Source organism: Methylorubrum rhodinum (assembly GCF_014199935.1).
Taxonomy (GTDB): Bacteria; Pseudomonadota; Alphaproteobacteria; order Rhizobiales; family Beijerinckiaceae; genus Methylobacterium; species Methylobacterium rhodinum.
In genome coordinates, this window is sequence record NZ_JACHOP010000022.1 from 1 (window position 1) to 12,400 (window position 12,400).

Sequence of the window (12,400 nt, forward strand, 5' to 3'; positions counted from 1 at the left end):
GCCCCATTCCGGGACGGTCGGCGCCCCGCGCCTGGTCCGGGTGGCCACCCGGACCAGGCACCCCGCGGCTGCGGGACAGCCTCTTTCTAGCAGAGTGCCAACAGACAATTCCGGGGCGCCGAAGGCGAACCCGGAATCCACGACTGGCCGCGACGCTTCGTGAGGCCGCGCATCTCGGGTGGATTCCGGGTTCCGCTGCGCGGCCCCGGAATGACGAACGTTCCGCGTGCCGACCCGGAGTGGGCAGAAGTCCACGCGCCTATCGCCCGCTGCGACAGGCTTCTATATTTCAAAGGATGTCCGCCGCCTCCGCCCTCCTGCCGCCGCGCGCCGGCGTCCGCCGGCTCGATCCGATCCTGGTCGATCGCATCGCCGCGGGCGAGGTGGTCGAGCGGCCGGCCTCCGCCGTCAAGGAACTGGTCGAGAACGCCATCGACGCGGGCGCGCGCAGCGTCGAGGTGACGATCGAGGCGGGCGGGCGGCGCCTGATCCGGGTGGTCGATGACGGCATCGGCATGGGAGCCGAGGATCTGGCGCTCGCGGTCGAGCGCCACGCCACCTCCAAGCTCCCCGACGGCGACCTCACCCGGATCGGCTCGCTGGGCTTTCGCGGCGAGGCCCTGCCCTCGATCGGCGCCGTCTCGCGGCTCGCGATCACCTCGCGCACCGCCGACGGGGAGGGGGTGAGCCTTCTGGTCGAATCCGGCGCCAAGGGGCCGGTGCGGCCGGCGCCCGCGTCGCGCGGCACCCGCATCGAGGTGACGGACCTTTTTGCGGCGACCCCGGCCCGGCTCAAGTTCCTCAAATCCGACCGGGCCGAGACGGCCGCCGTCGCCGAGGTGCTGCGGCGCCTCGCGGTCGCGCAACCGCAGGTGCGCTTCACGCTGCGCACCGAGAGCGGCAGCCCGACGGTGTTTCCGGCCGAGGCCGAGACGGGCGAAGCCGCCCTGTTGCGCCGGCTCGGCGGCGTGCTCGGGCCGGATTTCCCCGGCAACGCCGTGCCGCTGTCGATGGCCCGCGAGGGGTTTTCGCTCGAAGGCCATGTCGGCCTGCCGACCTTCCACCGCGGGGTCGGCACCCACATCCACTTCGTCGTCAACGGACGGCCCGTGCGCGACCGGCTGCTGCTCGGCGCCGTGCGCGGGGCCTATGCCGACACGATGAGTTCCGACCGCCATCCGGTGCTGGCGCTCTACCTCGCCTGCGAGCCCGGCCTCGTCGACGTCAACGTGCATCCGGCCAAGACCGAACTGCGCTTCCGCGAGCCGGGGCTGGTGCGCGCCCTCGTGGTCAGCGCGATCCACGAGGCCCTGCGCCGTGCCGGGGCGCGCTCGTCCACGACGGGCGCGCGCGCCGCCCTCGACGCCCTGCGGCCGGGCGGCGCCCCGGTGGGGGAGGGGCGCTTCGCGGTCCATACCGGCGCCTCGGCCCCGAGCCTGATGCCGCGCCCGGCCCGCACTCTGTTCTCCGGCCCCTCCCTCGCCGCCCCTGCGGGCTGGCGTGCGCCCGCTTCCGCGATGCCCGATCGGTCGGGCTTCGCCGAGACGCCGCAGGCCGCCTTCGCCCACGATCTCGGCCCGTCCGATTTCGCGCCCCCCGCCGCCGACCTGCGGCCGGAGGCCGAGACGGAAGGAGCCGAGGCCCATCCGCTGGGCGCGGCGCGCGCCCAGATCCACGGTACCTACATCGTGGCCCAGACCCGCGACGGCATCGTGCTGGTCGATCAGCACGCCGCCCACGAGCGCCTCGTCTACGAGCGGTTGAAGGCCGAGCGGGCCGGCGGCGGCGTGGCGCGGCAGGGTCTGCTCATCCCCGACGTGGTCGAGATGGCGCCGGAGGCCGCCGACCGCCTCGTCGAGGCCGCCCCCGAGCTGGAGCGGCTCGGCCTGTCGCTGGAGGCCTTCGGCCCCGGCGCCGTGCTGGTGCGCGCCGTCCCCACGGCTTTGGCCGGCGGCTCGGTGAAGAACCTCGTGCTCGACGTGCTCGACGCGCTCGACGCCAGCGGCGTCGAGGAGGGCGGCCCGGCGGGCGCGGGCGATCCCGATCCCGTGAGCCGGCGCCTCGACGCGCTGCTCTCCCGCATGAGCTGCCACGGCTCGATCCGCGCCGGGCGGCGCCTCAAGCCGGAGGAGATGAACGCGCTCCTGCGCCAGATGGAGGCGACCCCCCTCTCCGGCTCGTGCAACCACGGCCGCCCGACCTTCGTCAGCCTGGGATTGGCCGACATCGAGCGGTTGTTCGGGCGGCGTTAGGGCTTCAGGGAGGACTCGGACGACGGCCCGAGCGGAGCCATTCGGCCATCTCCTGCGGCCGGACGATGACGAGGTCGTGCTCTGCCGTCCGGCGGATATGGAGGCGCCCGCGCAGGATCACCGTGTCGCCGTGGTGCGCAAAATCCCGGAAGTTCGCCGTGACCAGGGCATCGGCCCGGCCCGCGAGCGCGGTGTCGATCACCCGCCCGTCCTCGGTGTCGGTGGGTTTCGGCAGGAAGGCGGGATCGTACGGATCGTGCAGCGGCGGCCGGGCGTCGCGGGTCGGCTCCACGCCGCCGCCGAGCACCATCCTGGGGAATTCGGGCGCCGGCCCGAGGCGGGCGAAGCTCGCGATGAGGTCTATGAGACGACCCGAACTCTCCGGCGTGGCGCCCTTGCGGATCAGGACGTCTTGGAGCCGGGACAGCATCGTGTGCGAGACGACGAGCTGGACCGGCCCGAGGCCGGAGCGTCCCTCCTGCACCGCCTGAACGACGCTGCGGGCGGCGCTCACCCGCGCGCCCTTCGCCTCGGCCAGGAAATGCGCGATCCAAACGTTGAGATCGACGCAGAGCCGGAACGTCACGACTTCGACGGGGCCGTCCAGTCGCGGGCGGTCGCCTCCAAATCGGCCTCATCCGTGCTCTTGGGCAATGTGGCGGCGACCTCTTCCACCATCAGGCGCTGCGTCAGCGAGAAGTCGGCGCGCAGGAACAGGCGCACCAACTCACTCTCGAGCCAGCGCCGCTCCTCGCCCGTGGCGTGGTCGTCGAGGCGGCGCATCGCGCGGCGCGCGACCTCCGGCAGGGCGGTGTAGAAATCAACGGCCTGACTGACGAGGCTGGCCGGCGTCCGGGACTCGGCTTGCGCCACGCTGGCAAGACGCGCCGCCACCGCGTCATCGACGTCGCCCGAGACGGACCTGCCGGCCACACGCATCCTCCAGAAGATGTAAGGAGGATAGAAGCGGGCCGGACATCCCGCAAGGCGAGCGTCACTCAGCCTCGTCCTCCGCGGGCTTCGGCTCCGGCGGCAGCCGCGGCGGCGGCACCCGGCCGGGGCTCGGCGGGGTCGGCAAGCCGGCATCCGGGTCGGCGGGCGGGGGCGGCGGGGGATCGGTCTCGGGCATGGCGGGGCGTCCTTGAGGCGCGGGGTTGTCGGTCAACGCCGCGGGGCCCGCATCGGTGGCAATCGGAAGCATCAAAGGCGAGGCGGATGGGCGAGGATGTTTCCAACCTGTTCGCCGGCCTGCCGCCGGAGGGCGCGCCCGAGGAAGCCTTCGCCACGCTGCTCGCCGCCCCCGGCGCCCGGATCGAGCGGATCGTCTCCCGCGGGCAGGCGAGCCCGCCGGGCTTCTGGTACGATCAAGCCGAGGACGAGTGGGTCGCGGTGCTCGTCGGCGCCGCCACGCTGCGCTTCGCCGACGCGCCCGAGCCGCGGCATCTCACGCCCGGCGACCACGTGCTGATCCGGGCCCATCGCCGCCACCGGGTCGAGGCGACCGCCGATCCGACGATCTGGCTCGCGGTTCACCTCGCGAGGCGCTAACCCGGCCGGCATGATCGCCTGTCATATCGAACCGAAGGGACAGCTGGAGCCGGAGGGCGAGGGCCTGTGGCGCTCGACCGGGGCAGACCCGCAGTTCCGCCTCGTCCGCCCCGGCGGCGGGCGGCTGTTCCGGTTTCGCCTCACCGGCGGCTGGGTGCGGCTGCGGCTCGATCTCGAACCGCTGGGCTCGACCAAGCTCGTCCCGCTCCTCTACGTCGATGACGGGTCGGGCTTTCGCGAGGACGGCGCGCTGCGCCTCGAACTCCGGGAGGAGGGCGGGATCGACGACCTCGTGCGCCTGCCGCGCCGGGTGCGGGGCCTGCGCCTCGATCCGCTGGCCGCGAGCGGGCGGTTCCATCTCGCGCGCGCCAGCCTCGAACCCCTGAGCGGGCCCCGCGCCGCGATCGAGATCGCCCGGCGGCTCCTCGCACGGCTCTCCGAGATCGAGCGCCGCCCCGCCGCCCTGGTCCCGCGCCTCGTCCGGCTCGCCGTCTCGCATCCACCCGCCGCCCTCTGGCAAAAATTCTGGGACAGCGCCCGGCCGCGCCCGGCGTCGGCCTCCTACGCCGCCTGGATCGAGCGGGTCGAGCGGCCGGCCCTGCCGAGCGCGGAGGCGATGCGGGCGGCGATCGCGGGCTTCGCGCTGCGTCCCCGCATCTCCATCGTCATGCCGGTCTACGACACGCCCGAGCCCTATCTCGCTGCCGCGCTCGCCAGCATCCGGGCGCAGTCCTATCCCGATTGGGAGCTGTGCCTGTGCGACGACGCCTCATCCGCCCCCCACATCGCCCCGATGCTGGCGCGGCTGGCGGCGCAGGATCCGCGGGTGCGCCTGCATTCGCGGACAAAGAACGGCGGCATCGTCGCGGCGAGCAACGACGCGCTGGCGCGCGCCACCGGCGACTGGCTCACCCTGATCGACCACGACGACACGATTCCCCCCCACGCCCTCTACGCCCTGGTGGCGGCATTGAACGCCGATCCGGAGACCGACTTCGTCTATTCCGACGAGGACAAGATCACGGTCGAGGGCGAGCGCTACGAGCCGTTCTTCAAGCCCGACTGGTCGCCCGAGACACTGGAGGCCTGCATGTACACGGCCCATCTGGCGCTCTACCGGATGGACATCGTGGGCCGGATCGGCGGCTTCCGGGCGGAATGCGAGGGGGCGCAGGATTACGACTTCGTGCTGCGCTACACCGAGCACGCGGGGCACGTGCGCCACGTCGCCCAGGTCCTCTACCACTGGCGGGCGATCCCCGGCTCGACGGCGTTAGCCATGGACAACAAGGGCTACGTGGTGGCCGCCGCGATCCGCGCGCTGGAGGATCGGGCGCGCCGCACCGGCGGGCTCGACGTGGTGCGCCCCACGGCGTTTGCCGGCAGTTTCCATCTCCGCCGCACCTTGAGGGAGCGCCCGCCGGTCTCGATCGTGATCCCGACGGCCGGGCGCGACAGCGTGGTGCGGGGGCAAACCGTCGATCTGCTCGCCGCCTGCCTCGCCAGCATCCGGGCCACCAGCACCTACGAATCCATCGAGATCGTCGCGGTCGACAACGGCGACCTGCGGCCCGCCACGAAGGCCGCGCTCGCGCGCCACGGCGCCCGCTCGGTGACGTGGGAGAGGCCCGAGTTCAACGTCGCGGCCAAGATGAACCTCGGCGCCCGCCATGCCACCGGCGCCGTGCTGGTCTTCCTCAACGACGACGTCGAGGTGATCACGCCGGACTGGATCGAGGCGATGCTGGCATTGCTCGCCATCCCCGGCGTCGGCGCGGTCGGGGCCAAGCTCCTGTTCGAGACCGGCGAGCTGCAGCATGTCGGCGTCAGCGTCGTCGACGCGACGCCCGACCATCCCCGCCGCTCCTATCCGCGGGAGGATCCCGGCCACTTCTTCTCCAGCGCGGGCAACCGCAACTATCTGGCGGTCACCGGCGCCTGCGTGATGGTGCGGCGTGCCGACTTCGAGGCGATCCAGGGCTTCGACGAGGGATTCGCGATCAACTACAACGACGTGGATCTGTGCCTGCGCCTGCGCGAGCGGGGCCTGCGCAGCGTCTATTGCGCGGAAAGCCAGCTCTACCATTACGAGAGCCGCAACCGCGCCCGTACGGTCGATCCGGCTGAGCACGCCCGCTTCCGGGCGCGCTGGGCGGAAAAGATCCCGCGCGATCCCTATTACGGCGAATGGTTCGAGGCGCTGCCGCCGACCTTCGAGCTCGATCCGGCGCGGTTCTGACGGCTCATCCCGCCAGCGCGAAGGCCGGATCGTCGGCGAAGCTCCCACCGGTGAGGATCGCCTGCTCCAGGCCCGAGGCCGCCGGCAGCAGGTTCTCGGCGAAGAAGCGGGCGAGCGCGATGCGGGCCGCATGCGCCGGGTCGGTCTCGCCGGCCTTGAGCGCCGCACTCGACGCGAGCCCGGCTTGCGCGAGGCAGGCGGCGCCTTGCACCAGGCCGAACAGGCGCAGGTACGGGCTCGCGCCGGGCAGGGCCTCCTGCGGCCGGTTCGAGCCGAGCGCCTTCAGCAGAAAGCTCGTGGCGCGGTCGAGGCTGCCGATCCCCTCGCGCAGGCAGGGCGCCGCGTGGCCGAAGCCGGGATGGCCGTCCTTCACCAGCCCCTCGGCCACCCGCCGGATGAATGCGATCTGCGCGCCCACCGCGGCACCGCCGTCGAGCGGCAGTTTTCGCGTCACGAGGTCGATCGCCTGGATGCCGTTGGTGCCCTCGTAGATGCCGAGGATGCGGGCGTCGCGCATGAGCTGGGCCGCGCCGGTCTCCTCGACGAAGCCCATGCCGCCGTGGACCTGCACGCCCAGCGAGGTCACCTCGTTGGCAATGTCGGTGGAGAAGGCCTTCGCCACCGGCGTCAGCAGCGAGGCGCGCGCGTGCGCCGTCTTGCCGTCCGGGCCGTGGGCCGCGTCGAGGGCCTGGGCCGTGAGGTAGCAGAGGCCGCGGGAAGCCGCCGTGTAGGCCTTCATGGTCAGGAGCATGCGCTGCACGTCGGCATGGGCCGCGATGGCGCTGACGGGCTCGGGCGCGCCCGGCGCCCGGCCCTGGCGCCGCTCGCGGGCGTAGTCGAGCGCCTTCTGATAGGCGGCCTCGGCCACGCCCACGCCCTGGAGGCCGACATTGAGCCGGGCCGAGTTCATCATCGTGAACATGCAGGCGAGGCCCCGGTTCTCCTGCCCGATCAGCCAGCCGGTCGCCCCGCCGCCATCGCCGAAGGCCATGGAGCAGGTCGGCGAGGCGTGGATGCCGAGCTTGTGCTCGATCCCCGAACACCGCAGGTCGTTGCCCGAGCCGTCCGGCAGCACCTTCGGCACGAGGAACAGCGAGATGCCGCGGGTGCCCGCGGGCGCGTCCTTCAGGCGGGCGAGCACGAGATGGCAGATGTTGTCGGTGAGATCGTGCTCGCCGTAGGTGATGTAGATCTTGGCGCCCGTGATCCGGTAGCGGCCGTCGCCGGCGGGTTCGGCGCGGGTGCGCAGGCCCGAGAGGTCCGAGCCGGCCTGCGGTTCGGTGAGGTTCATGGTGGCGGTCCACTCGCCCGAGACGAGCTTTTCGAGGTAGCGGGCCTTGAGGTCGTCGGAGCCGTGGGCGGCGAGCGCCTCGATCCCGCCCGCCGTCAGCAGCGGGCACAGGCCGAAGGCGAGGTTCGCCCCGTTCCACATCTCGGTGCAGGCCGCCGCCAGCAGGTGCGGCAGGCCCTGGCCGCCGTGCTCGGGCGCGGCCAGCACGCCGTTCCAGCCGCCCGCGACGAAGGCGCGGTAGGCGTCCCGCCAGCCCGGCGGGGTGGTGACGGCGCCGTCCGAGAACGGCGTGCCGTGCCGGTCGCCCGCGCGGTTGAGCGGCGCGATCACGCCCGCCGCGAACCGGCCCGCCTCCTCCAGGATCGCCACCGCGTCCTCGGGGGCGATCTCGGTCCCGCTTTCGGCCAGCACCGCGTCGAGCCCGGCCACGTGGCGGAGCGTGAAGGCCATCTCCTCGACGGGGGCGCGGTAGGTCATGGGGCGTGAACCTGTGCTGGCGCTGGATGCGGCGCATGCCGTTTGACGGCCCGCACCGGGGGAGGCTAGGGCCGCTGATCCCCTGATCCGAGATCGCTTCCCCTCCGACATGGACGGATTCCCGTCAACAGCCCCGCCGCCGGCCACCGAGCGCCTGCCCGCCGACGCGGCCGGCCTTGCGCAAGCCGCTGCGCTCCTCTCGGCCGGGCGGCTCGTCGCGCTGCCGACCGAGACGGTCTACGGGCTCGGGGCCGACGCCACCGATCCGGTGGCGGTGGCCGGCATCTACGCCGCCAAGGCGCGCCCGAGCTTCAACCCGCTCATCGCGCATTGTCCGACGATCGAGGCCGCGATGGCTGAAGGCGTGTTCGACGATCACGCCCAAAGACTCGCAAAACAATTCTGGCCGGGGCCGCTGACGCTGGTGGTGCCGGTGGCGCCCGGCGGCACGGTCTGCGAGCTGGCCCGCGCCGGGCTCGACAGCGTCGCCCTGCGGGTGCCGGGCCACGCGCTCGCCCGCGACCTCCTGGCGCGGGTCGGGCGGCCGGTGGCGGCGCCCTCGGCCAACCGTTCGGGCCGGGTCAGCCCGACCAGCGCCGCGCACGTGCTGGCCGATCTCGACGGGCGCATCGCGGCGGTCCTCGACGGGGGCGAGTGCCCGGTGGGCGTCGAATCGAGCGTGGTCGCCTGCCTCGGCGGCCCGCCCCGGCTGCTGCGGCCGGGGGGCGTCACCCGCGAGGCCCTGGCCGCCGTGCTGGGGCTTTGGCCGGAGACGGGCGGAGAAGCGGGGGCAAAGCCCGTCGGGCCGGGGCTGCTGGCCTCCCACTACGCCCCGCGGGCCGCCGTGCGGCTCGACGCGACCCGGATCGGTCCCGGCGAGGCCGCACTGCTGTTCGGCGCCTTCCGGCCCGAAGGTGTGGGCGCGGCCCGCGCGGTCGAGACCCTGAGCGAGGCCGGCGATCCGGCGGAGGCGGCGGCCCGGCTGTTCTCGGCCCTGCGCCGCCTCGACGCCTCGGGCGCGGCCGTGATCGCCGTCGCACCGGTGCCGGACATCGGCCTCGGCGAGGCGATCAACGACCGGCTCCGCCGGGCCGCCGCGCCGCGCTGAATCTTTTTCGCGGATTTTTCGGAACCGATCCGCGGGCGGCGCATTGATGGTTCACGAAGGCCAGTTCAGCCCCCAATGGCCTTTTCCCTTCAAGGCTCGGAGCAATCCGAGCCTTTTTTCTTGCGCGCTGTGCAAGTCGCTGAAGAAGCAGCATTTTGCCGAACGCGCATCCCCTCGCCCCGCACGCGGGGAGAGAGTCGCGGCGACCTTGTCGTCGACGCGACAAGGCGGCAACCGGGGGTGAGGGGGCTTGGCCGGGAGAGGCGCGTCCTGAACCGCCCCCTCACCGCCGCTCCGGCTACGCCTGCGCTTCCTGCATGGACGACAAGGTCCATGCAGGCCTCTCCCCGCACAGCGGGGAGAGGGGGAACCAAAAAACTCAGCCCGCGAGCTTGGCGGCGATGCCAGCCACGTGGCGGCCCTGGTAGCGGGCGCCGTCGAGTTCGACTTCGCTCGGCTGGCGCGAGCCGTCGCCGTCGGCGATGGTGGTGGCGCCGTAGGGCGAGCCGCCCTTCACCGCCTCGACCCCGTTCTGGCCCGCGAAGCTGTAGGGCAGGCCCACCACCACCATGCCGTGGTGGAACATCACGGTGTGGAAGCTCGTCAGCGTGGTCTCCTGGCCGCCGTGCTGCGAGGCGGTGGAGGTGAAGGCCGAGCCGACCTTGCCGACGAGCGCGCCCTTGGCCCACAGGCCGCCGGTCTGGTCGATGAACTGCTTCATCTGCGAGGCCATGTTGCCGTAGCGGGTCGGCGTGCCGAAGATGATCGCATCGTAATCGGCCAGCTCCTCGACGGTCGCGACCGGCGCCTCCTGGTCGAGCTTGTAGTGGAACTGCCGGGCCACCTCCTCGGGCACCAGCTCCGGCACGCGCTTGACCGCGACCTCGGCCCCGGCTTCGCGGGCGCCCTCGGCCACCGCCTGCGCCATCCGCTCCACGTGGCCCCAGGACGAGTAGTAGAGAACCAGAATTTTTGCCATCGCGTGTGACTCCCGTTTGCGGCCGCTCCGCGGGGCGACCCTTGTCGAATGCGTGGCGGAGTATGGGTGTGCGGGCGGCTTGCAGAAACGCCCTCGTGTGCAAGATCATCCTTGCAGCGATGCAAGGAGGGTGAGCGGTGCCGGTGGCCTGGGACGAGTTCCGCCTCGTGCGGGCGATCGCCGAGAGGGGGGCGCTGGCCCCGGCCGCGGGGCAGCTCGGCATCAACCCCTCGACCGCCTTCCGCCGGCTCGCGGCCCTGGAGGCGGGGCTCGGGGCGCGTCTGTTCGAGCGCCACCGCTCCGGCTACGTGCCGACGCCCGCGGGCGAGGCGATGGTGGCCGCAGCATGCCGGATGGAGGAGGAGGCCGCCCGGTTCGACCGCGAGGTGGCGGATCGTGCCTCGGTGCCCTCGGGGAGTTTACGGATCACCGCGCCCGCGGGGCTCGCGGTCGATCTGCTGATGCCGATGCTGGCCCGCTTCCGCGGCCTCTACCCGCGGGTGCGGCTCGACCTCGTCGTGTCGGAGGAGGCGCTGAACCTGTCGCGCCGCGACGCCGACGTGGCGCTGCGCGCCACCCGCGAGCCGCCGGACAATCTCGTCGGGCGCCGCCTCTCGGGCGTGGCCTGGGCGGTCTACGGCCCCGTCGAGGCGAGCCTTGCGGCGGACCCGCTCTGGGTCAGTCCGGACGAGAGCGTGGCGGGCGGCCTGTTCACTCGCTTCGTCGCCGCGCGGACCGCGCCCGAGCGGGTGGCTTTGCGGATCAACACCGTGCAGGGCCTCTACGAGGCGGTGGCCGCCGGGATCGGCATCGGCGCGCTGCCCTGCTACGTCGCCGACCGACGCCCCTCCTTGCGGCGGCTCTCCGGCCCGGAGCCGGAACTCGCCGCCGAACTCTGGCTCCTGACCCATCCGGACCTGCGCCGCTCGGTGCGGGTGCGCGCCTTCCTCGAACACATGGCGGGCGAGATCGCGCCGCTGCGGGCGTCCCTGGAGGGGCGGGGGACGGAACGGCTTTTCGAGCGGGGAGAAGGCGCTGCGGGGCGGGCGACGGCCTGAGGCTCGCAGGCAAGGAAAATCCGTATGGCCCGGCGCGAAGAGCGCCGCGCGAAGCGGGCCTCGGCTTTCAGCCGAGGCGTCGAGCGGAGCGAAAGCCTGAGCCCGCGGATGCGGGCGCCGGCGACTGAGGCAAGCAGGAAGACATCTAATACAATTGCGTGAGGGCCGCTTCCGCCTGTATAAGCCCGCAATCCCCTCATTCATCGCGACACGGGATCCTCCGGGCTCGAAGCCGGAGGTCGCGGGAAGCCCGTTTCCGCTCCCCTGGCGCGACGCCCCGAACGACACCGTCTGGAGTTTGCCCGATGTCCCAAGGTCCGCTGATGCCCAAGGCGACCGCCGTGTGGCTCGTCGAGAACACCTCGCTGGCCTTCGAGCAGATCGCCGATTTCTGCAAGCTGCACCCGCTGGAGGTGAAGGGCATCGCCGACGGCGAGGTCGCCGCCGGCATCAAGGGGCTCGACCCGATCACCACCGGCCAGCTCACCCGCGACGAGATCGAGCGGGCGCAGCGCGCCCCGAACTACAAGCTCAAGGTTGCGGTCTCGAAGGTGAAGCTGCCGGAGGTCAAGCGCACCACCAAGGGCCCGCGCTACACCCCGCTGTCGCGCCGCCAGGACCGGCCCAACGCCATCCTCTGGCTGATCCGCAACCACCCCGAACTCAAGGACGCGCAGATCATAAGGCTCGTCGGCACCACCAAGTCGACGATCCAGCAGATCCGCGAGCGCACCCACTGGAATTCGAGCCAGCTCTCGCCGCTCGATCCGGTGACGCTGGGCCTGTGCTCGCAGATCGATCTCGACTTCGAGGTCCAGCGCGCCGCCAAGGACCGCCCGGCGGTGGTCCAGCCGGAGGCCGGTGCCAAGCTGCTGCCGACCGAGGTCTCGACCGCGCCGGCGGCCGAGGAGGCCGAGGACGAGGATCTCAACGCCGACGCGGTCTTCGCCAAGCTCAAGGGCATGAGCCGCATCGACGAGGACGACGAGGACTGAGTCTTTCGCCTCAGAAGAGATCATTTGATAAAAACAAAGGCCTCCCGCTCACGAGCGGGAGGCCTTTGTCGTTGAGGTGTAGGCCGATTCTCGCTCAATTCATGGGTGGGCGTCTTACCAGGGAGAATTTGGCAACGCATTGCCGATAGAACATTGCGCAAGAATCGGCGGGCGCCGCTCCTCATGGGGAACGCAGTTCTCGATCAAGCCGATCTCGGGGCCGGGGTTGCCGATGATTGCGAGACTGTCCGACGAGCTGTGCTTGTTGTCGACCAAGGACTTCGTGGATGTCGAGATCATCGACGGCGGCGATACCGTCGTGGTGAAGTTCGAGGGTGCCGATTGTCGGGTGGTGGGCGTGATGATGTCACGCCGCGTGATGCAGGGCATGGTCCGCGCGCTGGCCGACCTCACCGTCGAGGCCGAGCCGAGGAAGCAGCCCGGCGCCTGAGG

The 12,400-nt window shown here is 72.1% G+C and carries 12 protein-coding genes; 7 read left to right on the forward strand and 5 right to left on the reverse strand.

Going from position 1 to position 12,400, the window contains the following annotated elements; genetic code table 11:
- Positions 1-296: 296 nt before the first annotated feature.
- A complete protein-coding gene (mutL, locus tag HNR00_RS19810; protein ID WP_183572233.1) occupies positions 297-2,252 on the forward strand; it encodes a DNA mismatch repair endonuclease MutL in 1,956 nt (651 codons plus the stop codon).
- A gap of 4 nt (positions 2,253-2,256) precedes the next feature.
- On the opposite strand, the gene HNR00_RS19815 is transcribed toward mutL, so the two are convergent.
- The 3 genes from HNR00_RS19815 to HNR00_RS25865 all read right to left on the reverse strand — a co-directional run bounded on the left by HNR00_RS19815 (position 2,257) and on the right by HNR00_RS25865 (position 3,381).
- Positions 2,257-2,838, reverse strand: coding sequence for a PIN domain-containing protein (locus HNR00_RS19815; RefSeq protein WP_183572235.1), 582 nt, complete (start codon positions 2,836-2,838; stop codon positions 2,257-2,259).
- On the reverse strand, positions 2,835-3,185 hold the full coding sequence (locus HNR00_RS19820; RefSeq protein WP_183572237.1) for a hypothetical protein: 351 nt from the start codon (positions 3,183-3,185) through the stop codon (positions 2,835-2,837). Before HNR00_RS19820 ends, HNR00_RS19815 begins: the two co-directional genes overlap by 4 nt.
- Positions 3,186-3,246: 61 nt before the next feature.
- Positions 3,247-3,381 carry a hypothetical protein gene (locus tag HNR00_RS25865; RefSeq protein WP_281383336.1) on the reverse strand — a complete coding sequence of 45 codons (135 nt, stop codon included), beginning with the start codon at positions 3,379-3,381 and terminating at the stop codon, positions 3,247-3,249.
- A gap of 86 nt (positions 3,382-3,467) precedes the next feature.
- Between HNR00_RS25865 and HNR00_RS19825 the strand changes: the two genes are divergently transcribed.
- Both HNR00_RS19825 and HNR00_RS19830 read left to right on the forward strand, forming a co-directional pair.
- Positions 3,468-3,800: a cupin domain-containing protein gene (locus HNR00_RS19825; RefSeq protein WP_183572239.1), complete on the forward strand. Its 333-nt coding sequence runs from the start codon at positions 3,468-3,470 to the stop codon at positions 3,798-3,800.
- 10 nt (positions 3,801-3,810) lie between these two features.
- On the forward strand, positions 3,811-6,039 hold the full coding sequence (locus tag HNR00_RS19830; RefSeq protein WP_183572241.1) for a glycosyltransferase family 2 protein: 2,229 nt from the start codon (positions 3,811-3,813) through the stop codon (positions 6,037-6,039).
- 4 nt (positions 6,040-6,043) lie between these two features.
- Here the strand turns inward: HNR00_RS19830 and HNR00_RS19835 are convergent, their stop codons facing one another.
- Complete coding sequence (locus HNR00_RS19835) at positions 6,044-7,807, reverse strand: acyl-CoA dehydrogenase (RefSeq protein ID WP_183572243.1); 1,764 nt, start codon at positions 7,805-7,807, stop codon at positions 6,044-6,046.
- Between the two features lie 109 nt (positions 7,808-7,916).
- Between HNR00_RS19835 and HNR00_RS19840 the strand changes: the two genes are divergently transcribed.
- Positions 7,917-8,915 (forward strand): L-threonylcarbamoyladenylate synthase, encoded by a 999-nt coding sequence (locus tag HNR00_RS19840; protein ID WP_183572245.1) that lies wholly within the window; start codon positions 7,917-7,919, stop codon positions 8,913-8,915.
- A 379-nt stretch (positions 8,916-9,294) separates the two neighbouring features.
- On the opposite strand, the gene wrbA is transcribed toward HNR00_RS19840, so the two are convergent.
- The gene (gene wrbA / locus HNR00_RS19845; protein WP_183572247.1) at positions 9,295-9,894 is read right to left on the reverse strand and encodes an NAD(P)H:quinone oxidoreductase; all 600 of its coding nucleotides are present in this window, start codon (positions 9,892-9,894) and stop codon (positions 9,295-9,297) included.
- Between the two features lie 137 nt (positions 9,895-10,031).
- Here wrbA and HNR00_RS19850 point away from each other — a divergent pair, with 137 nt between their 5' ends.
- The 3 genes from HNR00_RS19850 (at position 10,032) to HNR00_RS19860 (ending at position 12,398) form a co-directional block, all read left to right on the forward strand.
- On the forward strand, positions 10,032-10,952 hold the full coding sequence (locus tag HNR00_RS19850) for a LysR family transcriptional regulator (RefSeq protein WP_183572249.1): 921 nt from the start codon (positions 10,032-10,034) through the stop codon (positions 10,950-10,952).
- A 305-nt stretch (positions 10,953-11,257) separates the two neighbouring features.
- Positions 11,258-11,947, forward strand: a complete 690-nt coding sequence (locus HNR00_RS19855; protein WP_183572251.1) for a DUF1013 domain-containing protein — start codon at positions 11,258-11,260, stop codon at positions 11,945-11,947.
- Positions 11,948-12,209: 262 nt separating this feature from the next.
- On the forward strand, positions 12,210-12,398 hold the full coding sequence (locus HNR00_RS19860; protein ID WP_183572253.1) for a hypothetical protein: 189 nt from the start codon (positions 12,210-12,212) through the stop codon (positions 12,396-12,398).
- Positions 12,399-12,400: the final 2 nt, after the last annotated feature.

Coding starts and splice junctions, on each gene's coding strand:
- mutL (WP_183572233.1), top strand. CDS start 297: ATGTCCGCCGCCTCCGCCCTCCTGCCGCCGCGCGCCGGCGTCCGCCGG.
- HNR00_RS25865 (WP_281383336.1), bottom strand. CDS start 3,381: ATGCCCGAGACCGATCCCCCGCCGCCCCCGCCCGCCGACCCGGATGCC.
- HNR00_RS19825 (WP_183572239.1), top strand. CDS start 3,468: ATGGGCGAGGATGTTTCCAACCTGTTCGCCGGCCTGCCGCCGGAGGGC.
- HNR00_RS19830 (WP_183572241.1), top strand. CDS start 3,811: ATGATCGCCTGTCATATCGAACCGAAGGGACAGCTGGAGCCGGAGGGC.
- HNR00_RS19835 (WP_183572243.1), bottom strand. CDS start 7,807: ATGACCTACCGCGCCCCCGTCGAGGAGATGGCCTTCACGCTCCGCCAC.
- HNR00_RS19840 (WP_183572245.1), top strand. CDS start 7,917: ATGGACGGATTCCCGTCAACAGCCCCGCCGCCGGCCACCGAGCGCCTG.
- wrbA (WP_183572247.1), bottom strand. CDS start 9,894: ATGGCAAAAATTCTGGTTCTCTACTACTCGTCCTGGGGCCACGTGGAG.
- HNR00_RS19855 (WP_183572251.1), top strand. CDS start 11,258: ATGTCCCAAGGTCCGCTGATGCCCAAGGCGACCGCCGTGTGGCTCGTC.